A 22815-nucleotide genomic window follows, 5' to 3' on the forward strand; every position below is an offset into this window, starting at 1 on the left:
GTATCCTGCACGTCATTGGAAGTATTATAGATCATCCCGGATACGTGAGTACAATTTTTGATCTGTAAATATACCTTTGATCTTCAATTGTTTGCGCAGTAAACCTTCAACTGACATGCCCAGCTTCTCCATCACTCGTGCAGATCCGATATTGCCTGCATTACATTTCCCCTCCAGCCGATTGCAGTCCAATTCCTGAAAACAGTATTCAACAATTGGCTGCATCGCTTCTGCCGCGAGGCCTTTGCCCCAATAACTGCTGGCTATCGCGTACCCCAGTTCGGCACTCTGCATGGGTTCATTAAGATGAAAAATACCGCCTCGACCGATCAGCTTCCCCGTTTCCTTCAGAATAAAGGCCCATAGATAGACCGTTTTCTTCTCATAATTGTCCAACACTCTTTGCATATATTGAACGGAGTCGTCCAACGTCTCATGGCAGTTCCACAAACTTTGCTGACTCACCCTCGGATCGGAGGCAAACATAAAATAATCATCGAGGTCGTTAAGCGTAAGACGTCTCAGTACCAACCGCTCTGTCTCAAACTCAGGTGATTCTGCAAAAAGCTTCTCAATATTCACGTAATCCCCACTCCCCATTATCAAGCCTTCTTATTTCTCAGGAAATAACGGTCAATCCCATACACAAACAGAATGCCGACAGCATACCTCAGCAGATCCATCGCCAGAAATCCATGTCCCAAAACAAGCGCACCCAGCACCGTTGAACGCACTTCGTTCAGCCAAGGGGTCTGAATTATTTGTGAACATTCGATGGCCCAGCTGAACATCAGGCTAACTATCATCGCCCACTCTCTGCTGCGATTAATCCATAACATGCGTATCCCAAAATAGATCATCCCTGCCCACAAGGCGTCACCGAAATGCTCACGCACAAAAATCGGCAAAAGTGCACCAAAGTGCCTGGACGCCAACCCTGCCGCCATGGTTATGATCACTGCGGTGAAATAAATGAGCCTGTCTTTGCTAAATACGGTCATCACGAATTAAATGCCCTCATCGAGCACTTTTAGAATGAATTCCGTTTTGGCAGTGGTATAAGCTTCTCTATCATTCTGATTCTCATCAGCAAGCTTAACCTTCAGGGCTGCGTATACCTCAACCAGATCCGGGCGTTGTCTCAGCACGTCCCGAAACTGGATTTGGCGATCCCAACGTAACTCTTCTGGGCGCATCAGATGAAGATGTACAGCTCTCTTGCCATCTTTCACCCTGACCCAGAATCGTCTGTATTCCCGACCATCCAGTTCAGGGGGGACATAGTTCCATCCTACCGGATTCAACTGATCAGCAATCAAGTCCATGTCATCCCAGGATTGCACCTCTGCCATCAAATCAATAACGGGCTTAGCGGGCAATCCCGGAATGGACGTGCTTCCGATATGTTCGAATCTATGAATATTGAGCTGCAGTAAACGGTCTCGGAGTTGCCGGATTTCTTCCTGAGCCAGTGAGCCCCACATGGGATTAGCCTCAACAATCTGTACCGATTCTGTCGCCCACGCAGGCCAATTTTTCGGTTGCAAGTGATCTGTCATTCAGATGCTCCCTCCTTTTCGTGATTGCTTTTTAGAATTTTTTATACCTAAAAGGGGCGTATGTCTACGCCCCATCTGTTTCTGTTCACGATGATGAAAATACCTCAAATTGATATGCTCAGTGTTGAAACTTTATTTTACCGTTACCGGTATGGTAACTTTTTTATTGCCCCATTTGGCGGTGATTGAAGTTTTGCCTTTACCTACAGCCACAATCTTGCCGTCCGTTACTGTGGCTACACTTGGTTTGGTGCTGCTCCACACGGCACTGCTCGTTACTATCGTGGTCTTGCCTGTATCATACTGCGCCATCACACTCAGTGTTGTGCTTGCCTGCGGCGATAACACGAGTGTTTTCTGGCCTGTAATCAGCTTTTTGAGCAAAGGAACGACGGTAACCTCTGCCTTTATTGTCTGATTTTGATAAGTTCCTGTCAAGGTGGCTTGCCCTTCCGTCAGTGTTCTTACTGTACCATTTTTGACGGTCGCTACAGTATTGTTGGAAGAAGTCCAAGTCACCTGTTTCGAAAGATTAATCGTTTTCCCATTGGCATATGTACCGATGACCTTCAACGCTTTCGATTTCTTAATATTCAGCTGCATCACGGCAGGAGTCACTTCGACTTTGGTAATCTCGTCCGTGATGGCTACGGGAACTTTAACCGTCTCTGAGCCATATTTGCCTTGTAACAGCACTCTGCCAGGCGTAATTCCTTTAATTTTACCACTCTCCAGCACAGCGGAAGCACTGGATACCGTCCATACGATCTCGGACGTGACGTCTTCTTCCTTGCCATTTGCACGCACAATGCTTACTTTGGGAAGCGTACTTTCACTCCCTTTGACAAAATTATAGGAGTTTGGCGAAGCTTTGATGCTTTTAATTTTATCCTGAACCTTAACCAGCAATTGCGCTTTGGCACCATCTACCTGTGCATATATCGTTGCTTCTCCCGCTGCCACAGCCTTCACTTTGCCTTTTGCTATGGTGACAACAGCAGCGTTACTCGTGGACCATGTGACTCCGCCGGTAACATCCTGTTTGTTATCAAATCCTTCAATAACCGCCATCACTTGCAGTGTAGTTGTCTGGGACACACTCATCTGTTGCGGACTGCTGTTTGTAATTTCAATGGATGTCACATCACCCGTGGCTGCCAGGGCAAGCGAAGGGGCCAGTACTGCCAATACTAAAATAAAGGCCAAAACGCCTCGTATTGCTTTTTTAATTCCATTCATTGCAATCTTCATCTCCTGTAATCCAATATTTTACTTCTATTATATTATATCGGAAACACATTACATAAAAGTGAATCATATTGGAGCAGAATCTCGGATAAGAGGAACATTCGACATCTTCCTAGATGGTGTTGAAAAATATTGTTAATGGATGAACTCGTAACCCATGATTGAGGAACAAATTTAAAATGTTCAGTGTATAGTGAATACAGGTGGAGTAATACTATTTTAGTATAAACCTCAAAAAGTGGAGGGGATTTATATGATTGAAGTGAACATACTTGATATGACGGCCCCTAAAAACAACCGGAAGCGTATGGAAGTTATTATCACTTCGTCATCCAGCAAAATTCGTTCCGAGGACGAAATGATTCTACTGATGAAAACAGCTCGCAATCGTTTCAAAAAAAGCCTTGAATCCGGACGAATCGAAATCATTAACGAGCGAGAATGGAAGCTGCGTTAAGAATATGGGTGAACTATGGACCGAATAGAAACGCCTGAAATGCAGGAAAGAATCAAGTGGGACATTATTACGTGTCCGAAATGGACATCCCAATTGAAATCCCTTCTGATACACTAGAAGGTTCAAAAGATAAGATTATCAAATTAATCACACCAGAAGGTTACTGTTATGTAATTGGAATAGATGACCTTATTTTGGATCGCTTAAGAGCATCCGAGTATTGGAGTGATGCTCGAAGTTTAGAGTGGGCACGTTACCTGATTTATAGCCAGTTTGAGTCCATAGACTTAACATATATGAGAGAAGTTGCATCCAAAGAAGATCCCAAACTTGCAGCGCGATTTGAACAAGAATACCAATGGGTCACACTCCATATGTTTAAATAACAGGAACCCCAACGAAGGGGTTCCTGTTTGCTTTCTATTTTAGCTGACAACCTTTTAATTCTCTTCCTCCTGGTGTGGCAAAATCAAATATTCGGTACCGCCCATATAGGGCTGAAGTGCGGCTGGGATGCGAATGCTTCCATCCGCCTGCTGATGATTTTCCAACAATGGAATCAGGATGCGTGGCGAAGCCACAGCCGTATTGTTCAACGTATGGCAGTATGCGAGCTTGCCTTCGGCATCGCGACAGCGAATATTCGAGCGCCGAGCCTGGAAGTCATGCAGATTCGACGACGAATGTGTCTCTCCGTATGCATTGCGGCTTGGCATCCAGGTCTCAATATCATACTGTTTGTACGTTTTCTGCGACATATCGCCTGTACACACAGCAACCACACGATAAGGCAGTTCCAGCAATTGCAGCAATTCCTCGGCGTGTCCCGTAATTTCCTGCAGCATTCGCTCCGATTCTTCTGCATCCGGTGCACAGAGAATGACCTGTTCCACTTTGGCAAATTGGTGCACTCGGTACAACCCTCTTACATCCCGGCCACCCGAGCCGACCTCACTGCGGAAACACGTCGATACGGCAGCCAGCTTGATTGGCTTCTCCACATCTACAATCTCATCTGCATAATACGAGACCAGCGGCACTTCCGATGTTCCCACCAGCCACTTGTTCTCGCCTTCCAATTCATAAACCTGATCCCGGCCTGTGGGGAAGAACCCCGTATTCAAGAGTGTATTCTCCCTCACCATCAATGGAACCTCCATTGGCGTAAATCCATGCTTCAGCAGCAAATCAAGCGCAAGTTGCTGTACAGCCCGATGCAGGAGCAATCCTGCTCCTTTGAGCACGTAGCTTCGTGTTCCGCCGATTTTCACTCCACGTGGGATATCGATTAGATCATGCCGTTCACCGAGTTCTACGTGATCCTTGGCCTCATAATCGAATACCGGCAGCTCACCCACACGTCTCAGCTCCACATTATCCTCATCCGATGCGCCAATTGGCGTATCCGGCGATACGACATTGGGTACCAACCATTGCAGCCTTGTTACTTCCTCTTGCACAACGGCAAGCTTGGCTTCTACCTGTTCCAGTTGATTATTGAGCTGTTTCACCTGTTCCCTTAAACCTTCGGCCTGTTCACGCTCACCGGCTTGCATCAGCTTGCCGATATCCGCAGATAACGAATTACGCACTCTACGGCCTTCTTCCGTTTCCAGTAAAAGTGCTCTGCGCTCTGCGTCCCTTCCCAACAATTCATGAATACTGATATTGATTCTCTTTCCGTCTGCCGCAGCTTGCACCTCTTCTGCATGCTCCCGAATCCACTTCATTTCCAACATGGTCACCGTCTCCTTTGGCTGTAAAAATACAAAGAGCGCCCTCATCCCTTGGGACGAGGAGCGCTCTGCTCGCGGTGCCACCCAACTTGCCGAACCAGAATATTCTGGTTCAGCCTCTTGGTCCGCGATAACGGGCGGTTCCGGTTAACTTGGGGATTGGTTCGCTCCCCTGGCGAAAACGCCTCCGAGTTGGATGCTCTTCAACGGCATGGTCCGATCTGTAATTGTTGTTTTTCAGTATATACGAACTTTCGTCTCCATTGCAAGTTATTCGTGCACACCCTTACATGTCCTGTTATGATAGAGATTGTTTGTTTTTAGGAAATGCTCCTGAATGGCAGACTTACTACATAAACATCATATTAGAAGGAGTTTTTCTTCATGAAAAAATTGCTTTGGATTGGATGCTTGTCCTATTTCCTCATCGGGCTTGCCCACGTGGTTCTCGGCTCCATCCTGCCCGTTGCCCTTGAACATTATGGAAAGGATTACAGTCAGGGAGGTACACTGATATTTGCCCAATTTGCCGGGTTCCTGGGTGGTGTACTGTTATCTCCGTGGTTGAATAAACACTTTGGCAAACGAGGCGGTCTATTAATCGCCGCGGCTCTGCTATGCATTGCAGAGTTATCCTATATGTTGCTGCCTCCTTGGGGCTGGATGTTCGTTATTGCACCTGCAGCCGGATTCGGATTCGGCATGATCGAGGCTGTCATTGGTACAATCATCATTGCTGCAATTAAAGATAATACAGCGGTCGCCATGAGCCGACTTGAGGTGTTGTTTGGTATCGGGGCCATGATCATGCCGCTCATTGCCAGCGGTCTGATTTCTGCCGGATACTGGCGTATGTCATTTCTAGTGGTTGCCGTCTGTGCAGCGATGACTTTTATCTTCTGGGCCAAAAGTTCATTTGGCGAGCTGGATAACGAGCTGAGTCGACGTAGCTCAGACCAGACTCCTGAACACACTCACACTGCTGAGTCGCCAAATGGAACGAATCCTGGAGACATCAAGCCAACCCGTTCAACCTATCGCGGCCGCAATTTGGCTCTTCTGTCTTTATTTGTTCTATTTTTCTTTCTCTATGTCGGCACCGAAATGAGCCTTGCCAACTTCATGCCAGCCATTCTGATTGAGAAAATGAACATGAAGGAAGCAGGTGCCGCGCTTAGTGTTACCTGCTTCTGGATCGCCATGTCTGTTGGACGACTGTTTGCCGGATATATTGCGGAAAAATTTCAATATCGCGTCTACGTTCTGTACAGTTGCTTTGCAGCAGTTGTACTGCTGATGATCTTTCCTTTTACCAACCAGATCTGGTCGGCATTTCTAATCATTCTGTTACTCGGGCTTGCACTGTCGGGCGTGTTCTCCATTGCCCTCGTTTTCGCCAGCAAAATGCTGCCTGGAACAGAAGAATCTACACCCAGCATACTGATTGCATCAGGTGGGGTAGGCGGTGCCATTCTGCCTTTGGTTACAGGCTGGAGTCTGGATCATCTCGAAGTTAACCAGTCCGCATGGATGCTGGCCATTTTTGCAGTCGGTCTGCTCATTATTAGCGTGATCGCCTATCAATGGCAGCGCAGGTATGCTATAAGTTCAGCATCGTAACATCTGCCAAGCAGAATATAATTAGGATTCAATTGAATATAGCTGTAACAAGATTGGCTTCGTAGCAGTAAATGCTATGAAGCCTTTTTAATTTAAAAATGAACAATTACTTCTTTATCTTAGAGCAGTGGACGATTGCCCAGGAAATACTTTCAGGTGCTTTAAATCCGGAACTAATGTTACTTAGGTTGAAGGGACTACACTCCCTTTTTCCTTAATGAATTTACCGAATACATATCGAACGAGTGGTCCCAGAATAATAATTTGGTAAGGAAGCGCCAGGCTGAGATTACGAGCAATCGTATGAAGATACGTACTTAGTACGGATGCTCCATTTGACTGATTCGCAAGATAAGCGGAAATCATTCCGTACAAGGACATGATCAGAACCATTCCAATGACCATGAAAAATGACATAGCGAGCACGCCCAAGATTTTGTTGGACTTGTCAAAAGGTAAGGAAAATGCAATTTTTCTCGCTACAGGTCCAACGATGAAGGACTCCACCAGGAACGCAATGATAAAGCACAATATGAATTGAAGCAGTATTTCAAGCGGGGACATCTTGCTCAATAACCCATTGTGCCATAAATTGAAGGTCATCATGACGACAACCATCCCTGTGCACATCATCAATCCAAAATAAATATGTTCCTTTTTCGTTGTTGGCAATGCTCTCATCCTTTCTGTTTATCTTCGTAATTATAGAGATCACATCCCCCTCTTCATAAGTGAACATTCTGTGAACAATTCTAACTTTTCCAAATATAAATCGGATTTGACAACCCCGTAGTCCAGCCCTATGATATTCCTTAAAATGGAAGAATGATTCATCTACTATTAAGGAGGATTTTGATTATGAGTTTTCAAAAACGCATTGACCATATCGGCATCGCCGTTCGTGATCTGGAGACCACACTCCGTTTCTATACGGAGATTGTTGGTCTTGAATTAAAAGACCGGGTAATCCATACCAACGGCATCATTCAGCTTGCCTTTCTCGGCTTCAATGGAAGCAACGAGACCGAGATTGAGTTGATTCAGGGATATAGCGACAAGCTGCCTTCTGAAGGAACGGTGCACCATTTTGCCATCCATGTGGATGACCTTGAATCCGAATACGAGCGTATTAAGGCGACCGAGGCGGAGTTTATTGATGGTGAGATTATTACACTGCCCAACGGTTACCGTTATTTCTTCATCTATGGACCCGAGAAGGAATGGATTGAGTTCTTCCATCGCTAAGAATTGGAGCTGATTTATGAACATTTTAATTACCGGAGCAGCCGGAAAAATTGGACAGGACTTGTCCCAACATTTATCAGAGGCATTTCACCTTCGACTAACGGATTTGAATATCGACAGACTGCAAACGTATCAAGGGACAAGCCATGAGATCATGACACTTGATGTAACAGATCCCGAAGCCTGTCAGCACGCTTGCGAAGGCATGGATATGGTTGTACATCTGGCGGGAGATCCTTCCCCGCATGCAGGGTTTTATGAATCTTTGTTGGATATCAATATCAAGGGTACATTTAATGTATTCCGTGCAGCTAAAGACCAAGGTGTGCGGAGAGTCATTCTGGCAAGCAGTGCACAGACGATCGAGGGATATCCCATTGATGCTCAAGTCTATCCGGACATGCCGACACGCCCACGGAATTTGTACGGGGTTAGCAAATGTTTTGGTGAATCGCTCGCTTCCTACTTTGCATATACCGAAGGTTTACAAAGTGTTGCGATACGTATTGGGGCATATGATGATTTTCAACCGGATGGGCCGCCGCTGGAGGCTCGTGATATGAGCGCGTATATTAGTCCGGCCGACTTGTGTGATTTGATGTTCAAAGCAATTACAGCTACAGATCTGGAGCCTTTCACCATACTTCATGGGATCTCGAATAATCGGTTTAAACGATTGAATCTGGAAGCCACGCAGAAACAGGTAGGATATAACCCGAAATCCGATGCTTTTGCACTCAGTCAGATTTCCCTATACGATACGCCACGATAAATTGTTGAAAATGATACATCGAGAGAGGCTGTTATACGTATGTATAACGGCCTCTTTGTTTACTGTACTCGTCCCTCCATCCAGTTCCTGACTGGACATGCATCGGCCTCTGGCCTATAATTACACCTAGTAATGCCCGTAACTTCATAGTTTCCCAGGGGAGTCGGAATTGGCCGGCTGAGAGTGTATCCCACCAAGATACTGACCCTTAGACCTGATCTGGATCATGCCAGCGTAGGAATCGGAGTATATCGAATTGGCCCAGCCTAGCCTCTTTGCTGAGTGCCACATCTCTAACGCCTGCACGCGTCCCGGATTAACGGGGCGCTTTTTTAATGTTCTTTTATATAGCCAGAGAGCTAAAAAAAAGTGACGTCATCCGGATCATAGCTGGTATAAATCTGTCGATTTATGCAAGAAGCTTGGATATGAAGCCAAGGAGTACCCCGCGCCACTGGCCGGACAACATGAAGGAGAGATTCAAAGATGAGATGGCGTAAAATGACGGGACTGCTGCTCTTGTGCGTGATGCTGGTAACTGTGGCCGCTTGCGGCAGCAAAGAAGCTGCACCTTCAGGAGAGAACAGCAGCAGCAACACCGAAAACAGTAGAGACGGTGACAATGCAGCCCTCAAGGACATTAAAGTGGTGCTGGACTGGACACCAAATACGAATCATACCGGCCTGTATGCGGCCGTAGATCAAGGTTTTTATAAAGCTGAGGGCTTAAATGTGGAGATTGTACAGCCGGGTGCCGGAGGCGCGGATACAATGGTGGCTTCGAATGAAGTGCCTTTTGGCGTAAGTTATCAGGAGAGTGTAACCCAGGCCCGCACACAGGGCGTACCGCTCGTGTCCATCGCTGCAGTTATTCAGCATAACACGTCCGGATTTGCAGCTCCGGTTGATCGGAACATCAAGTCACCCAAAGACTTTCAAGGTAAAACCTATGGTGGCTGGGGCTCCCCGGTAGAAGAGGCCGTGATGCAGTCCATTATGGAAGGCGAAGGCGCCGATGTATCCAAAGTAAAAAATATTAGCATGGGCGATGCAGACTTTTTCACCGCTGTGAAACGCGATATTGATTTTGCCTGGATTTTCTACGCATGGACGGGTATTGAAGCCGAACTTCGCGGAGAGCCGATCGACATGCTGTATGTGAAGGATTATTCCGAGGCACTGGACTACTACACACCTGTACTCGTTACCAATGAAAAGACGATTCAGAACGATCCCGAGCTGGTTAAAGCGTTCTTGAAAGCAACTTCCGAAGGATATCAATATGCGATTGAACATCCCGAAGAAGCTGCCAACATTCTGATCAAGGCCGTACCAGATCTGGACAAGGACCTTGTACTCGCAAGCCAGAAGTGGCTGAGTCCGAAATATCAGGATGATGCACCGCGCTGGGGTGAGCAGAAGCAGGAAGTATGGCAGAACTACACGGATTGGATGTTTAGCAAAAAACTGCTCGATGAGCAGGTAGATGTGTCCAAAGCGTATACAAACGAGTTCTTACCCCAATAAAAATCCAACCCGAAAGGAAAAGTGATCTTTCATGGCAAGCACACTACTTAGCATTCAAGTCATTCCCAAAACGCCAAATGGCGAAAATTCCTATCCTTACGTCGATCGTGCCATTGAAGTTATTCAGCAATCAGGCTTGAAATACCAGGTCAATCCACTCGATACCACGATGGAGGGAGAACTGGAGGAGCTACTGGAGGTTGTCCGCAAAATGCACGAAGTTCTCGTGGAAGCCGGCAGCCCAAGCATCATCTCACAGATCAAGATCGCCCATAGCCCGAGCGGCTTCAGCATGGACACCCTGACGGAGAAATATCGCTAATGCCTGCCTATTGGAAAAGCGTATGGCCGCCCTTTGTGGCGGTTATTCTCTTTATAGCGGTATGGCAGGGCGCTGTCTCCCTGTTCCATATTGAGAAATGGATGCTGCCTGCTCCTTCGGACATCGCCCATGAAGCGGCGTCTCAGGCCGAGCGACTTGGCATGCATGCATGGGCAACAATCCAGCTGACATTGATTGGGTTCGCAGCAGGCACACTTACGGGATTGCTGATTGCGATGGTGCTACATTTGATTCCATTTTTGAAATCTGCACTCTATCCATTACTTATTCTTAGTCAAAATATACCGACCATTGCGCTTGCCCCGCTCTTGCTGATCTGGTTCGGATTTGGGCTGCTGCCCAAACTGATTACCATCATCCTGGTCTGCTTCTTCCCGGTGGCTGTAGCCGCCATGGACGGGTTAACCCGCACCGATGCAGCGATGATGAACTATATGCGCATGGCTGGCGCCAAACGCGGCTCGATTTTCTGGAAGCTTGAGCTTCCACATGCGCTGCCTTCGGTGTTCTCAGGGATCAAAATTGCCGCTACGTACAGCGTCATGGGTGCGATTATCGCCGAATGGATCGGTGCAGATAAGGGCATCGGGTATTATATGATGCTGCAAAAATCGGCCTATCGGACGGATCGTCTGTTCGTGGCGATCATGATTATTGTGGCACTGAGTCTGCTGCTCTTCCTGCTCATTGCGCTACTGGAGAAGCTGCTCGTTCGCTGGCGACCGCAAAAGCGATAACTTTGAAATAAGCCCCATATAAAGGTTAGGAAGTGATGACGAGATGACACTCGAACATAACAAGCGGGGAGCTGCTGCGCCGGATGCAGGTGCAACCACTCCAACTGGTAGCGGAGGTCCTGAACATGGAGCCGTGACCTTAAATGCACATCATTCATCACCAGCGTTGGAAGTATTAAACGTGAATGCTTCGTTCCGAGAGCGACGCAGCACATTGCCCGTTCTGGATGGCCTGTCCCTGACCGTGGAACAAGGAGAATTCGTAGCCATCGTCGGTCCATCCGGCTGCGGCAAAAGCACCCTGTTTCACATCATCGGCGGTCTGCTGAAACCATCGGAGGGCCAAATCCTGATGAACGGTCAGGATGTTACCGGACAGCGCGGCAAGATCAGTTATATGCCGCAGCAGCCTGCCCTCTTCCCATGGCGTACCATTGAAGACAATGTGCTGCTTGCAGGTGAAGTGTCTGCGGATGCACCACCCCGAGCAGAAGCGCTTGCAGATGCTCGGAAGTGGCTGAGCAGTGTCGGACTGGCCGGATTTGAACAAGCCTATCCGCATATGTTATCGGGCGGCATGCAGCAGCGGGTTGCCTTTCTGCGCGCCCTGCTCAGTCCGCAGGAGCTGATGCTGCTAGACGAGCCTTTCAGTGCGCTGGATGCACTGACCCGCAGCGACATGCAGCGCTGGCTGCTCGATATCTGGGAACAAAACCGCCGCTCGGTGCTGTTCATTACGCATAATATCGAGGAAGCATTACTGCTTGCTGACCGCATCTATGTTTTATCGAATCGGCCTGCGGCTGTACTTCATGAGGTCGATGTTCCCTTTGATCGTCCACGTCGCGAAGCGATCACGGAGGAATCTGCTTTTCTTGAACGGAAACGGCAGATTTCCCAGTGGATGAGAGAAGAACAGCAGAAAACCCGCCTATCCAAATAGCGCGGGTTTTTAAGTTATTATTCTCCTATTATGGGTGATCCAAGACAAACTACTCTGCGTATCATTGGTAAAAGACAAAAAGGAGGAATCCATCCATGCAATCAACAGCTTTTGCACCCTTGATCGATGCCCATCTTCACCTGGACAAATATACACCTGAAGAACAACGTGAGATGCTGCATTCCTTCCCATCCCAGCAGGTTGAAGCCGTCATTGCCGTTTCCATGAATCTGGCTTCTGCTCATACCAACCTGGAACTAGCTTCACAATACCCCCGTACCGTATATCCGGCCTTTGGTTTCCATCCCGAGCAGCCCCTGCCTTCCCTGGCAGAACAGGATCTGTTCTTCCACTGGATCGAAAAGCATATGGGACAAGCCACAGCGATCGGGGAAGTTGGATTACCTTATTACAACCGGCAGGAAGCCGAACAGGCAGGACAATACTTTGATCAGAGCGGCTATATCGATCTGTTGGAGCGATTTATCCAGCTGGCGAAACGGCACGGTAAACCGATTGTACTGCACGCTGTATACGAGGATGCCGATATCGCCTGTGACCTGCTGGAGCAATATCATCATCGCCGGGCTCATTTTCACTGGTTCAAAGGCTCCAAGCGGACCGTCCAGCGAATGGCTGACAACGGATACTTCGTCTCATTTACACCTGATATCATATACGAAGAGGAAATTCGCGAATTAGCTCGCCAGTATCCTTCCGAGCAGGTTATGGCAGAGACCGATGGACCTTGGCCTTTCGAGGGACCTTTCCAGGGAAGAATGACGCATCCAGCCATGACGAGACAGGTTATTCAGGCGTGGAGCGAAGTGACCGGTATGGGAACGGAGCGGGCTGCGCGTCTTTTTTATCAGAATACGAAACGCTTCTACGGTCTTCCTTAGACGTATTCGTATGATAGAGCACCACAAAAAGAAGTCAGCCGGCATCCGCCGAACTGACTTCTTTTGAATTCACCTTAACGCTTCAGAAATCCTTTGCCTTCGAGGAATGGCTTCATCTGCAATCGTGTCGGCTCTGTAAGACGTTTCGCCATCAATTCGGACCACGGTGTAGCGCGTTCCCCTTGGGTACGTTCCTTCATGTATGCAGCGGTCGTTTCGTCATAGCTCTCCACGCCCTTGAGAGTCTGCTCGGCGTTATAGCGACCATGGTGGAGCACAGCATCAAGCGGCAGACGCGGACGAAGACCTGTCTCCTGATCAGCAACACCAATGCACATGCCATAGACTGGATAGACGCCGTCAGGCAAGCCCAACACTTCGCTGACTTCTTCAATGCGGTTACGCAGCCCGCCAATATAGACAATACCGAAACCTAACGACTCTGCCGCAAGCGCAGCATTCTGCGATGCGAGTGCAACATCGATTGTTGCCACCATAAAGTTTTCAGTCGAGTCCTCATAGGATTCCTTTTCAGGCAAATGACGCTTGGCAGCATCACTCAGTCGATAAAGGTCAGCACACCATACGAGAAACACAGGGCATTCGTTGACGTAAGACTGATTGCCTGCCAATTCAGCCAATTTGGCCTTCTGCTCCTGTTCGGTAACTGCAATTACAGTATAGGCCTGCACACTACTTGAAGAGGAAGCCATCTGCCCGGCCGCCACGATTGCTGCCAGCTGCTCCTCACTTACCGGGTCTGGCTTGAATTTCCGCACAGAGCGGTGCTTCATCATCAATTCAATGGTTTCGTTCATTGCTATTCACTCCCAATCCTCGTAGTACAAATTCAATGGTCTGCTCGGCCAGCTCATCTGTGTTCATGTCCTGATAATCAAAGCTAAATCGTGAGTTCTTGGCCCGTTTGTGCGCCAAAGCTACACCCATGACCTGAAGCATCGCATAAGATACGGACTCGATCTGAAACACGCCCTGCTCCTTGCCTTCTTGCAGCAGTTCCCTCACTTTGGTCCAGACGGGGTCCAGAAAACGAAACACGGTATCCGTACGATGGGTACGCAGCGTAATTTCAAGCTGCACAATATCGCTCATCTCCCGGTCCGTCATCGTAAATTTTACGACTTCACCTATGATTCGTCGGATACCCTCCACAGGGGAGGACATGGACTCTTCAGCCAACTCGTTCATCATATGATCAGGAAAAAAGTGCTCAAATAATGCTTCGAATACCTTTTCTTTTCCGCCAAAATGATACGAGACCAGCGATACATTCGCACCCGCCTCATCACAGATTTGACGAACACTTGTCCCGTCATACCCCTGCTGTGCAAAAAGCTTCTTGGCTGCAAGCAAAATCCTCGTTTTTATATCCAATTCCGGTTCCGTCATTCCGTCCGCTCCTCTTGTCCGTTCTATTCATTTGTTGCTCCAGCTCACCGGGCTGCAGCGAGACTACTCTATCGTTTCATTATGAAAGTTTGTGCATCAAAGCGCAAGGTGTGTCGCCTGTGGTCCTACAAAGCTAGCCACCTCAACCTACTAATAAACCAAGCACCCCGGTGAAAATCACCGGGGTGCTTGATCATATCCTATAAAGAACAACCATTATGTCTGCAATATTAGCTGTTCATTTGAGCCGGGCTTGGTGCCCCAGCTGGCATGCGTTGTTTTTTCAACGACGTCACCACCAGGGAGAGGGCTACAGCAACCAGCAATACAATGGCAATTGAGCCAGCAGCGGATTGAACTCCAGGTCCACCCAGTTGAGCGCTCAGAACACCTTGAACTGCATATGTGGCTGGCAGATACTGACCAATACCACTGTAGAAACTGTTCAGCAATTCACGTGGCACCATTGCACCGGAAGATACCAGTTGCAGCGACAGTGAAATGATGTTGAACAAGCTTCCCGCTGGTCCAAAACAGATCAGGAAGAACTGGGAGAAGAACATGAACGTGCAGAGGAACAACGCCTGGAACAACCAGAATACGATAAATCCTTGCTCGATCTGTCCGCCCAGCGACACAATCAGTGATGATCCCAGCAGAGAAACCACAAGAGCAGACCCAAGATTAATGACTACTCTGGCACCGAACAATGTCCAGCGGGAGTGAGTAGCCGACAGCATTCCCATCGCTGTCTGCAGGTTCATACCCATAATCATGGCTCCCACATAAGAAGCGAGTACCATCATCATCGGCACCATCTGGTTGTTCATACCGTTAACCGGATTAATGGAAGTAGTTGTACCTTCAACGCGGGTAGTCAGGTTGGTAGCAGCTTCAGCTGCCTGATCCGCAGGCGCTCCAGAAGCCGTCAGCACAGCCTGCACACCTTGAGCGGTTGCTTGCTTGTTAATCGTATTCGTCACGCTTTGCGAGACACCTTGCATCATGCTTTTGATTGTAACCGGGTTCGCCTCGTTAATGGTGTACTTGATTTCGGCAGTGGAACCGGCTGTCTGAATCAGCTCGTTAAACCCTGCAGGAATATTCAGTACCATATGAATCTTGCGATGGTTTAACTGGTCAAGTGCTTCGGCAGCACTCAGATTAGTTACGGTATGAAAAGAAAGCGTCTCAGCCATACGATCTGCGATCCCCTTGGACTGCTCTCCATCCTCATTGACAACGGCAACCGTCAATTCATTCATCCGGTCATTCACTCCGGAATATGCTGTCATCCAGATCACGCTGAAGATCACTTGGAACATAAGTGCCGTCACGATCCCCACAATTACTGGCGGTTTTTTCAACAATATACGTAAAGCCTGCAACATAAATGATGTCCTCCATTACTAATTAGTTCGAATTTGATGTAAACGATTGTTTAAATCAAACGATCGTTTTAAATTTTAAGTCTATATGTCTATATTGTCAATCAATTTCTGAAAGGTTCAGAAAAGATAAAGATGTGTTTCGCAAACAATGGTCATTCTTTTCATAAGAGGACATCACTTCATAAGTCCGCCTTCTATTAACAAGGAACGGACTTTTGCTTTAACCTTTCCAGGCAATCTTTTCTCAACAAAAAAACACGGTCCGCCGTAGCGGACCGTGTTTGTATTTATGGTTTTTGAAGAAAGAAACGTTGAGCCCTTCCATACAGGGTATTCAGTCATTCCGTTTCAGTTTCATTCGTTGCAGACGTAGCGAATTCAGTACAACCGACACAGAGCTGAACGCCATGGCCGCACCTGCCAGCCAAGGAGCCAGAAAACCCACTGCCGCAATAGGAATACCAATTACGTTATAACCAAGTGCCCAGAACAGATTCTGCTTGATATTTCCCATGGTGCGTCGGCTCATCTCGATCGCATCTGCAATACTGTTCAGATCGCCACGCATTAGTGTAATATCCGCTGCTTCCATCGCTACATCGGTTCCGGTTCCAATCGCCATACCAATATCGGCTGTAGCCAGGGCTGGAGCATCGTTAATTCCATCCCCAACCATGGCTACTTTGAGGCCACTCTCCTGAAGCTTCTTCACTTCCGCCGCTTTACCCTCAGGTAATACCTCAGCCAGAACTTTATAGATTCCGGCCTGTTCTGCCACGGCGCGAGCTGTTCGCTCATTGTCTCCCGTAATCATGATGACATCGATTCCCATGCCTTGGAGCCGCTGAATGGCTTCTCGTGAAGTTTCCTTGATGGTGTCAGCTACAGCTACAATCCCTGCCCATTGACCATCCACCGCGATCAGCATGGCAGTACGTCCTTGTTCTTCAAGGTTGTTCATCTGCTGCATGGTTTCCTCAGAGACATTCACCTTCGCATCAGTAAGCAGTCGGCGTGTCCCGACCAGGATGTCTTGTCCCTGAACCCGGGCCCGCACACCATATCCCGGTATATTCTCAAACTGCTCTGGCTGGGTCAGTTCCAGGCCTTTACCTCGGATTCCTTCCACAATCGCCTCAGCCAATGGATGCTCCGAACTCTGTTCTGCCGCTCCCACCCGCTGAAGCAGATCTGCTTCCGTCCAATTTGGAGCCGTCACTACATCCGTAAGCACGGGCTTTCCTTGGGTAACTGTACCTGTTTTGTCCAGTACAACTGTCTGGATCTGCTGTGCCGATTCCAGATGTTCGCCGCCTTTGAACAACACACCGTATTCAGCCGCACGTCCTGATCCAGCCATAATGGACGTTGGCGTTGCAAGGCCAAGCGCACAAGGACAAGCAATCACCAGTACAGCAATTGCCTTCTCCAGCGCACCAGCAAAGTCGCCGGGACTGGCGAACAGATACCAGATCAGGAACGTCACTACTGCGATGCCTACAACAATCGGAACAAAGATGCCTGAGATCACATCGGCTATCCGCTGAATGGGTGCTTTGGAGCCCTGTGCTTGCTCAACCACTTTAATAATCTGCGATAACGCCGTGTCCGAGCCTACTCGGGTCGCACGCAGTCTTAATACTCCATTTTTGTTCAGCGTAGCACCTGTAACGGTATCTCCCGGTTTTTTATCAACGGGCAGGCTCTCTCCGCTTAACATGGATTCATCGACAGAAGACTGTCCTTCCTCCACGACGCCGTCCACCGGAATACTATCTCCGGGTTTCACAAGAACCAGATCACCTACTGCGACATACGCCGACGGTACAACAACCTCCTGACCATCACGAATCACTCTGGCTTCACGCGGAGCCAATTCGATGAGACTCTTGATTGCCTGAGAGGAGCGCCCCTTGGCTACGGCCTCGAACCATTTCCCCAATAGGATCAACGTAATCAGAATTGCACTCGTCTCATAATAAAGCTCCACGGTTGGCATGGCTGTTGTTGTCATTCCTGCCCCGCCATGATCCATCATGGTCGAGGCTGCATTGCCACTGGTCAGGGTCAGATACAGACTGTAGAAGAAAGCCGCGCTTGTACCCAATGCGACCAGTACATCCATATTGGCACTGCCATTACGGAGCGCTTTATAGGCGCCCACATAGAACTGCCAACCTATCACAAATTGTACCGGAGTTGCCAGTACCAGTTGGAACCATGGATTCATGAACAAGTCGGGTACCCATATCCAAGATGTGAACGAGAAATGGCCTACCATCGCCCACAACAGGGGTAAAGATAACAAGGCAGAAATCATCCACTTCCATTTTTTGCGCTGTAACTCACGTTCACGCACCGATGTCGTCTCTTCTTGCGTCTGTTGCAGCTCGGCTCCATAACCAAGTTGCTTGATCTTCGCCGTAATATCGGATGCCTTCAATGCTCCGGCAACGTATTCCACATGCCCTTTCTCCAGCGCCAGATTCACGTTTGCACGGGATACACCCGGTAAACGAGAGAGGCCCTTTTCGATTCGAGCAGAGCAAGCAGCACAGGTCATGCCTGTAATATCCAGATCCACCGATTCCGTTACTGTACCATAGCCAAGCGCCTCCACCTTATCCCGCAATGCATTAATGTTCGTTGTCTTCGGATCATAGGATACCGTTGCTTGTTCGATGGCGAGGTTAACATTCGCCTGATTGACCCCTTCCATTCGGGACAAACCCTTCTCAATCCGGGTAGAGCAGGCAGCACAGGTCATGCCTGTAATTTGCAGTGTTGTCTGTAATCCCGCTGCTTCCGGTGATGGTACGGGTTCTGAGGCTGAGGTGTTTTCCGTTGTCGATGACTTATCCATGTGATTAGCTCCTTTCTTAATGAAATATTTTTATTTATTCAATACCCCCAAGGGGTATATAAAAGACGAAAAATCAGGCTTAAACAATGAACTCATTTATTGGAAAAGATCTATTGAATTCCTTTCCATGCAAAGGGAAGTTCAGTTTAAGCCTGCAATGATTAGACTACGTCATACCCTTGATCTTCAATGGCTGCCTTGATCTGATCCACATTGACTTTTTGCTCGTCATATTCAACTGCGACAGTTCCTGCTGCCAAATCAACCTGACCATTCGCACCCGCATTCTTCACAGCTTCTTCAACCGATTTCACACAGTGATTGCAAGACATTCCTGTAACGTTCAATGTAATATTAGACATGGATAGTTCCTCCTTGGATATATAAATGATAAGTTCATTCAAAAATAATTACTTCATTAACTTCCTTACCGTTACCAACAATTCATCCACGACCTCATGTTCTCCGGCCTGAATGCGCTCAACGATACAGCTCTTCATGTGACCTTCCAGCAGCAGCTTGCCTACCGAATTGAGAGCAGACTGAGCCGCAGCGATCTGCGTCAGCACATCATCACAATAGGTGTCTTTCTCGATCAATCCCTTGATTCCGCGAATCTGTCCTTCAACACGGTTCAAACGAGAAATCAGGTTGCCCTTCATCTCTTGGGAGTGATGGCTCTTGCGCACATGTTTCCCGTCACTGCCTGCCGTATGACATGAAGTGACTTGCTGATCATCTGTGTGTAAGACTTCACTCACCTCTGTTACGAATGACTCTGAAGGTTCCTTGGGATGGCTCTGATGCTCCATCACGAACACCCCTTTTCTTTCGTTCTGTTATAACCATAACATACCCCATAGGGGTATGCAAGAGTATTTCATTATTTTGCTCAAAATGGATGTTTTTCATGCTTCCTACGATTGCAATATTGCGCCAGACATCCCCATTATTCTTCGTACAGGCGCGCTATAGTATGTATTCCATTCTGCTGCTGCGTACAGCCAAACCCAACTGCTCATAGAAAGCCTGAGCACCAGTATTAAATGTAGACACCGTCAGTTCAACGCTGTCGACCTGAATTTCTTTGCCAAGTTCGATTAACTCCTGCATCAACAGTTTGCCTGTCCCATGTCCGCGATGTTTGCTGCCAACGATGATCTCATTGATGTACAGCATCTTTCGATCCTTTAACAAATCCACATTCTGAATTACATTCAACTGTGCGCTCGCATATCCAACAGTCTCATCCTGATCCAGCAATTCCGCAACATAGAGATAACGATAATCCGTTTCCAGTAGTTGTTCATATTCCTTGTGGCTCATTCTCGTCTGCAACTCTCTGTATACATCTGGTCTAGCCTCTACATGCAAGTGATGAAGTTCATCCATTAATGCAGATACTCCTGTGTAATCTCCAATGACAGCCCGTCTAATGTTAATCTCACTCAACTTCACATTCTCCTCTCACAAACGTTTCCCATGATTATACAATAAAAAGCAGATACCTTAACGGTACCCGCTTCTTTTCAAACTATATTTGGTTCCTCTTATTCTTTCGATGATTTACCTTCATCAAATGCTACAGGTGACGGTTTGGCAGACCATTCGTCCGCTTGCGGCTCAATATCTACACCGCTCAAAATTTTCTTTTTCTCCATCAAGGAATCCCCGTCTTCATCCAGTTTGTTGCGAATTGCCGCCTCATCCTGAGGTTGATTGTTCTGTTGTGTCATGCTGGAGTCCTCCTTTTTCGTATTCATGGTGATGTTCCTATATATAACTTACCCATTTTTTGCATTGTCATTCTGAATGTATACAAGGTTCAACAACCAATTGAAGAAAATTCGTCCCAAACTCTATATTTTCGCCACCTTGCTGGCTTTCACTTTAACGTTCACGAGCAGGATGCTGGCAATAATCATGACCAGACCTGCGATCAGATTAACCGTTACCGACTCTCCGAGAAACAGCACACTGCAAAACAGGGCAATTAGCGGAATCAGGAACGTGAATGATCCTACTTTGCTGGCTTCGCCGGAGCTGACCAGTTTGAAGAATGCAAGCCAGCCCATCGCAATGACAAACACCGAAATAAACAGCATATCCAATATAAAAGGAAGCACCCACTGCACATCAGCCCAGCTCTCTGTGACCGTACCTGTCAACGTCAGAACAACTCCGCCGATCAGAATCGGAATGGCTGTCATCCAGATTCCATCGACCTTCATTGAAGTTCGCTTCATATATACAGTCCCGATTGCCCAACTAATTGCACTAAACAGCCCCAGCATAACCCCTTCAGGTGAAACTTTCCCTGTCATGCCGCCTATACTGATCGTAGCCACCCCTGCAAAACCGAGCACCAACCCAGCGATTTTCATTCCATACATGGACTCGCCAAGCCACAACCAAGCCCCAATCCCAAGCAGCACAGGCTGTAGGAATACGATGGATGAAAATAATCCTGCCGGCACTTCCGTCAGTCCCACGGTCTGAAAGCCGTAGAAGAAGATAATGTTAAGCACCGCAGATATGGCATAGATATGCCATGTTTGCTTCAGTCTCAGCGTTTTGTAGCGGGGGAAAGCATACAACCCAAGCACCAGTCCTCCAATTAACAGGCGCATACCTGCGAATATAAGCGGCGGTGTAAAATTTAATGCGTATTTGGTCAGGGGCCAGTTTACTCCCCACATGAGTACTAGAAAAGCCAGGACCCAGCCTGCTTTTGCACGTGATAAAGCCATATGTTTATTCTCCTATCCGGCACACATCTACAAGCGCAGTTTAATCAATCGTACACTTTATCCTGCGCTCTCTCGGTGCCTGCAAACCATTTGGACTCCGCTCAAGACCAGTTATACATCTGTTCTTTGATCGTTCCGTTTCTCCATGATACAATAATGATCATAATAATTGAAATGCATGTTAATCATAAGGAGCATACCAAATCTGATATGAACAATTCACAGTTGCAGTTATTTGTGAAAATTGCAGAAACGGGAAGTTTCACCCGTGCAGGCCAGGAACTGAATATGACACAGCCCGCAGTAAGTCGGGCCATCTCTTCGCTGGAGAATGAACTGGATGTGACTCTAATCATACGGGATCGCAGGAATGGCATCGTGCTTACGGATGTGGGACAGCGGATTTTGGTCATTTTCCGCCGGATTTTACAACAATTTGATAAGATACAGCAGGTCGTTGCCGCTGAAAAAGGGCTGGAGATTGGTACGATTCGTATTGGCTCTTTCCCCATGTCATCCGCCCATTTGCTGCCGAAAATTATTCGCTCCATTCGAGACCGCTATCCTCAGATTCAATTTGAGCTGTACGAGGGGAACATCCTTGAAATTCAGGAATGGTTAAGCTCAAGGGCCATTGATGTGGCTCTCATTATTGCAACAGACAAAGAGCCATTAGATATGGCTTATGAGACGCTTCCGCTTTATAGTGAGGAGATTCTCGCGGTGTTTCGGGACGATGAGCCTTTTGCGAATCTGGAGGTATTACCTGTACAAATGCTGGACAAGCACCCTATGATCATTTGCAAAGGCGGTTACGAAGTACCGATTGTTGACCTATTCAATCGAGCAGATGCAGAATTACATTTCGGATTTGTAGTGTATAACGTGAACACTTGTCTCAGCATGATTGAGCAAGGACTCGGAACCTCTATGCTGCCTGTAATCTCTCTATCCTGGCTGCCTCCGGGTGTCAAAGCACTCCCCACAGAGCCTAAAGCCTACCGTAATATTGAGATTGCCGTTCCTTCACTTGTTGATGCTTCTCCCGCATCCCGGTTATTTATTGAGACGGCACAGCAATTGTTTGGACAACGCTAACGAATAGATTGCACCTTCCAATGAAGCGCCAGTCGGTCCCTGTTTCCAGTTAAAAAGGGCGTCCCATAAGGTCATGTTCATGACCTTATGGGACGCCCTTTTTATATTATCCACCTCAGATGGACATCATTTACGTGAGCATTTTGCATAAATCCAAGGAGCGTCTTTCAATCAGCACGATATAGATTGAAATGCTTTCATTCGTCTATATCTT

Annotated in this window: 26 protein-coding genes and 1 riboswitch; of the genes, 11 read left to right on the forward strand and 15 right to left on the reverse strand. The window is 47.6% G+C overall.

Features of this window, described 5'->3' with window-relative positions; translation table 11 throughout:
* Nucleotides 1-24 precede the first annotated feature (24 nt).
* The 4 genes from AMS66_RS05435 to AMS66_RS05450 form a co-directional block, all read right to left on the reverse strand.
* On the reverse strand, nucleotides 25-582 hold the full coding sequence (locus AMS66_RS05435) for a GNAT family N-acetyltransferase (protein WP_160319667.1): 558 nt from the start codon (nucleotides 580-582) through the stop codon (nucleotides 25-27).
* A 20-nt stretch (nucleotides 583-602) separates the two neighbouring features.
* Entirely contained in the window at nucleotides 603-1001 is a 399-nt protein-coding gene (locus tag AMS66_RS05440) for a ribosomal maturation YjgA family protein (RefSeq protein WP_053779814.1), read from the reverse strand.
* A 6-nt stretch (nucleotides 1002-1007) separates the two neighbouring features.
* Complete coding sequence (locus AMS66_RS05445; RefSeq protein WP_053779815.1) at nucleotides 1008-1559, reverse strand: GrpB family protein; 552 nt, start codon at nucleotides 1557-1559, stop codon at nucleotides 1008-1010.
* 132 nt (nucleotides 1560-1691) lie between these two features.
* Nucleotides 1692-2798 carry an Ig-like domain-containing protein gene (locus AMS66_RS05450; protein ID WP_053779816.1) on the reverse strand — a complete coding sequence of 369 codons (1107 nt, stop codon included), beginning with the start codon at nucleotides 2796-2798 and terminating at the stop codon, nucleotides 1692-1694.
* 262 nt (nucleotides 2799-3060) lie between these two features.
* Here AMS66_RS05450 and AMS66_RS05455 point away from each other — a divergent pair, with 262 nt between their 5' ends.
* On the forward strand, nucleotides 3061-3264 hold the full coding sequence (locus tag AMS66_RS05455) for a hypothetical protein (protein ID WP_053779817.1): 204 nt from the start codon (nucleotides 3061-3063) through the stop codon (nucleotides 3262-3264).
* A 71-nt stretch (nucleotides 3265-3335) separates the two neighbouring features.
* A complete protein-coding gene (locus AMS66_RS05460; RefSeq protein WP_144424414.1) occupies nucleotides 3336-3650 on the forward strand; it encodes a hypothetical protein in 315 nt (104 codons plus the stop codon).
* Nucleotides 3651-3704: 54 nt separating this feature from the next.
* Here AMS66_RS05460 and serS read toward each other — a convergent pair whose 3' ends face one another.
* The gene (gene serS, locus AMS66_RS05465; protein ID WP_053779819.1) at nucleotides 3705-5003 is read right to left on the reverse strand and encodes a serine--tRNA ligase; all 1299 of its coding nucleotides are present in this window, start codon (nucleotides 5001-5003) and stop codon (nucleotides 3705-3707) included.
* Nucleotides 5004-5384: 381 nt separating this feature from the next.
* On the opposite strand from serS, the gene AMS66_RS05470 reads away from it, so the two are divergent.
* Nucleotides 5385-6620, forward strand: coding sequence for an MFS transporter (locus AMS66_RS05470; RefSeq protein ID WP_053779820.1), 1236 nt, complete (start codon nucleotides 5385-5387; stop codon nucleotides 6618-6620).
* A gap of 183 nt (nucleotides 6621-6803) precedes the next feature.
* Here the strand turns inward: AMS66_RS05470 and AMS66_RS05475 are convergent, their stop codons facing one another.
* Nucleotides 6804-7292, reverse strand: coding sequence for a hypothetical protein (locus tag AMS66_RS05475; protein WP_053779821.1), 489 nt, complete (start codon nucleotides 7290-7292; stop codon nucleotides 6804-6806).
* A gap of 186 nt (nucleotides 7293-7478) precedes the next feature.
* On the opposite strand from AMS66_RS05475, the gene AMS66_RS05480 reads away from it, so the two are divergent.
* The 7 genes from AMS66_RS05480 to AMS66_RS05510 all read left to right on the forward strand — a co-directional run bounded on the left by AMS66_RS05480 (nucleotide 7479) and on the right by AMS66_RS05510 (nucleotide 13089).
* Entirely contained in the window at nucleotides 7479-7865 is a 387-nt protein-coding gene (locus AMS66_RS05480) for a VOC family protein (protein ID WP_053779822.1), read from the forward strand.
* Between the two features lie 16 nt (nucleotides 7866-7881).
* Nucleotides 7882-8637, forward strand: a complete 756-nt coding sequence (locus AMS66_RS05485; RefSeq protein WP_053779823.1) for an NAD-dependent epimerase/dehydratase family protein — start codon at nucleotides 7882-7884, stop codon at nucleotides 8635-8637.
* A gap of 146 nt (nucleotides 8638-8783) precedes the next feature.
* Nucleotides 8784-8896, forward strand: a riboswitch (TPP riboswitch).
* Between the two features lie 227 nt (nucleotides 8897-9123).
* Nucleotides 9124-10164: an ABC transporter substrate-binding protein gene (locus AMS66_RS05490; RefSeq protein ID WP_053779824.1), complete on the forward strand. Its 1041-nt coding sequence runs from the start codon at nucleotides 9124-9126 to the stop codon at nucleotides 10162-10164.
* Between the two features lie 31 nt (nucleotides 10165-10195).
* Nucleotides 10196-10486 (forward strand): thiamine-binding protein, encoded by a 291-nt coding sequence (locus AMS66_RS05495; protein ID WP_024632265.1) that lies wholly within the window; start codon nucleotides 10196-10198, stop codon nucleotides 10484-10486.
* A complete protein-coding gene (locus tag AMS66_RS05500) occupies nucleotides 10486-11244 on the forward strand; it encodes an ABC transporter permease (RefSeq protein ID WP_024632266.1) in 759 nt (252 codons plus the stop codon). The genes AMS66_RS05495 and AMS66_RS05500 overlap by 1 nt, the downstream gene beginning before the upstream one ends.
* A gap of 43 nt (nucleotides 11245-11287) precedes the next feature.
* Nucleotides 11288-12187, forward strand: coding sequence for an ABC transporter ATP-binding protein (locus AMS66_RS05505; RefSeq protein WP_236703201.1), 900 nt, complete (start codon nucleotides 11288-11290; stop codon nucleotides 12185-12187).
* A gap of 95 nt (nucleotides 12188-12282) precedes the next feature.
* Nucleotides 12283-13089, forward strand: coding sequence for a TatD family hydrolase (locus AMS66_RS05510; RefSeq protein ID WP_053779825.1), 807 nt, complete (start codon nucleotides 12283-12285; stop codon nucleotides 13087-13089).
* A 74-nt stretch (nucleotides 13090-13163) separates the two neighbouring features.
* Here the strand turns inward: AMS66_RS05510 and nfsA are convergent, their stop codons facing one another.
* The 9 genes from nfsA to AMS66_RS05555 all read right to left on the reverse strand — a co-directional run bounded on the left by nfsA (nucleotide 13164) and on the right by AMS66_RS05555 (nucleotide 21503).
* Nucleotides 13164-13907, reverse strand: coding sequence for an oxygen-insensitive NADPH nitroreductase (nfsA, locus tag AMS66_RS05515; RefSeq protein WP_053779826.1), 744 nt, complete (start codon nucleotides 13905-13907; stop codon nucleotides 13164-13166).
* Entirely contained in the window at nucleotides 13891-14499 is a 609-nt protein-coding gene (locus AMS66_RS05520) for a TetR family transcriptional regulator (RefSeq protein ID WP_053779827.1), read from the reverse strand. Before AMS66_RS05520 ends, nfsA begins: the two co-directional genes overlap by 17 nt.
* Before the next feature lie 230 nt (nucleotides 14500-14729).
* Nucleotides 14730-15890: a YhgE/Pip domain-containing protein gene (locus AMS66_RS05525; protein WP_053779828.1), complete on the reverse strand. Its 1161-nt coding sequence runs from the start codon at nucleotides 15888-15890 to the stop codon at nucleotides 14730-14732.
* Nucleotides 15891-16224: 334 nt separating this feature from the next.
* Entirely contained in the window at nucleotides 16225-18753 is a 2529-nt protein-coding gene (locus AMS66_RS05530; protein WP_082350576.1) for a heavy metal translocating P-type ATPase, read from the reverse strand.
* A gap of 161 nt (nucleotides 18754-18914) precedes the next feature.
* On the reverse strand, nucleotides 18915-19115 hold the full coding sequence (locus AMS66_RS05535) for a copper ion binding protein (RefSeq protein WP_053779829.1): 201 nt from the start codon (nucleotides 19113-19115) through the stop codon (nucleotides 18915-18917).
* Between the two features lie 48 nt (nucleotides 19116-19163).
* On the reverse strand, nucleotides 19164-19565 hold the full coding sequence (locus AMS66_RS05540) for a metal-sensitive transcriptional regulator (protein ID WP_053779830.1): 402 nt from the start codon (nucleotides 19563-19565) through the stop codon (nucleotides 19164-19166).
* 157 nt (nucleotides 19566-19722) lie between these two features.
* Nucleotides 19723-20205, reverse strand: a complete 483-nt coding sequence (locus tag AMS66_RS05545) for a GNAT family N-acetyltransferase (RefSeq protein WP_053779831.1) — start codon at nucleotides 20203-20205, stop codon at nucleotides 19723-19725.
* Between the two features lie 98 nt (nucleotides 20206-20303).
* The gene (locus AMS66_RS05550) at nucleotides 20304-20489 is read right to left on the reverse strand and encodes a hypothetical protein (RefSeq protein ID WP_053779832.1); all 186 of its coding nucleotides are present in this window, start codon (nucleotides 20487-20489) and stop codon (nucleotides 20304-20306) included.
* 123 nt (nucleotides 20490-20612) lie between these two features.
* Nucleotides 20613-21503 carry a DMT family transporter gene (locus AMS66_RS05555; RefSeq protein ID WP_053779833.1) on the reverse strand — a complete coding sequence of 297 codons (891 nt, stop codon included), beginning with the start codon at nucleotides 21501-21503 and terminating at the stop codon, nucleotides 20613-20615.
* Nucleotides 21504-21713: 210 nt separating this feature from the next.
* On the opposite strand from AMS66_RS05555, the gene AMS66_RS05560 reads away from it, so the two are divergent.
* A complete protein-coding gene (locus AMS66_RS05560; protein ID WP_053779834.1) occupies nucleotides 21714-22601 on the forward strand; it encodes a LysR family transcriptional regulator in 888 nt (295 codons plus the stop codon).
* The last annotated feature ends 214 nt before the right edge of the window (nucleotides 22602-22815 follow it).

The organism is Paenibacillus xylanivorans, from assembly GCF_001280595.1.
Lineage (GTDB): Bacteria > Bacillota > Bacilli > Paenibacillales > Paenibacillaceae > Paenibacillus > Paenibacillus xylanivorans.

What these genes read in the sequence shown, in the direction of transcription:
- AMS66_RS05555 (WP_053779833.1), bottom strand. Translation starts at nt 21,503, where the DNA reads ATGGCTTTATCACGTGCAAAAGCAGGCTGGGTCCTGGCTTTTCTAGTA.
- AMS66_RS05560 (WP_053779834.1), top strand. Translation starts at nt 21,714, where the DNA reads ATGAACAATTCACAGTTGCAGTTATTTGTGAAAATTGCAGAAACGGGA.
- AMS66_RS05500 (WP_024632266.1), top strand. Translation starts at nt 10,486, where the DNA reads ATGCCTGCCTATTGGAAAAGCGTATGGCCGCCCTTTGTGGCGGTTATT.
- AMS66_RS05490 (WP_053779824.1), top strand. Translation starts at nt 9,124, where the DNA reads ATGAGATGGCGTAAAATGACGGGACTGCTGCTCTTGTGCGTGATGCTG.
- AMS66_RS05445 (WP_053779815.1), bottom strand. Translation starts at nt 1,559, where the DNA reads ATGACAGATCACTTGCAACCGAAAAATTGGCCTGCGTGGGCGACAGAA.
- AMS66_RS05505 (WP_236703201.1), top strand. Translation starts at nt 11,288, where the DNA reads ATGACACTCGAACATAACAAGCGGGGAGCTGCTGCGCCGGATGCAGGT.
- AMS66_RS05510 (WP_053779825.1), top strand. Translation starts at nt 12,283, where the DNA reads ATGCAATCAACAGCTTTTGCACCCTTGATCGATGCCCATCTTCACCTG.
- AMS66_RS05550 (WP_053779832.1), bottom strand. Translation starts at nt 20,489, where the DNA reads ATGACACAACAGAACAATCAACCTCAGGATGAGGCGGCAATTCGCAAC.
- AMS66_RS05440 (WP_053779814.1), bottom strand. Translation starts at nt 1,001, where the DNA reads ATGACCGTATTTAGCAAAGACAGGCTCATTTATTTCACCGCAGTGATC.
- AMS66_RS05530 (WP_082350576.1), bottom strand. Translation starts at nt 18,753, where the DNA reads ATGGATAAGTCATCGACAACGGAAAACACCTCAGCCTCAGAACCCGTA.
- AMS66_RS05480 (WP_053779822.1), top strand. Translation starts at nt 7,479, where the DNA reads ATGAGTTTTCAAAAACGCATTGACCATATCGGCATCGCCGTTCGTGAT.
- AMS66_RS05470 (WP_053779820.1), top strand. Translation starts at nt 5,385, where the DNA reads ATGAAAAAATTGCTTTGGATTGGATGCTTGTCCTATTTCCTCATCGGG.
- AMS66_RS05450 (WP_053779816.1), bottom strand. Translation starts at nt 2,798, where the DNA reads ATGAATGGAATTAAAAAAGCAATACGAGGCGTTTTGGCCTTTATTTTA.
- AMS66_RS05520 (WP_053779827.1), bottom strand. Translation starts at nt 14,499, where the DNA reads ATGACGGAACCGGAATTGGATATAAAAACGAGGATTTTGCTTGCAGCC.
- AMS66_RS05540 (WP_053779830.1), bottom strand. Translation starts at nt 19,565, where the DNA reads ATGGAGCATCAGAGCCATCCCAAGGAACCTTCAGAGTCATTCGTAACA.
- AMS66_RS05535 (WP_053779829.1), bottom strand. Translation starts at nt 19,115, where the DNA reads ATGTCTAATATTACATTGAACGTTACAGGAATGTCTTGCAATCACTGT.
- serS (WP_053779819.1), bottom strand. Translation starts at nt 5,003, where the DNA reads ATGTTGGAAATGAAGTGGATTCGGGAGCATGCAGAAGAGGTGCAAGCT.
- AMS66_RS05525 (WP_053779828.1), bottom strand. Translation starts at nt 15,890, where the DNA reads ATGTTGCAGGCTTTACGTATATTGTTGAAAAAACCGCCAGTAATTGTG.
- nfsA (WP_053779826.1), bottom strand. Translation starts at nt 13,907, where the DNA reads ATGAACGAAACCATTGAATTGATGATGAAGCACCGCTCTGTGCGGAAA.
- AMS66_RS05455 (WP_053779817.1), top strand. Translation starts at nt 3,061, where the DNA reads ATGATTGAAGTGAACATACTTGATATGACGGCCCCTAAAAACAACCGG.
- AMS66_RS05485 (WP_053779823.1), top strand. Translation starts at nt 7,882, where the DNA reads ATGAACATTTTAATTACCGGAGCAGCCGGAAAAATTGGACAGGACTTG.
- AMS66_RS05495 (WP_024632265.1), top strand. Translation starts at nt 10,196, where the DNA reads ATGGCAAGCACACTACTTAGCATTCAAGTCATTCCCAAAACGCCAAAT.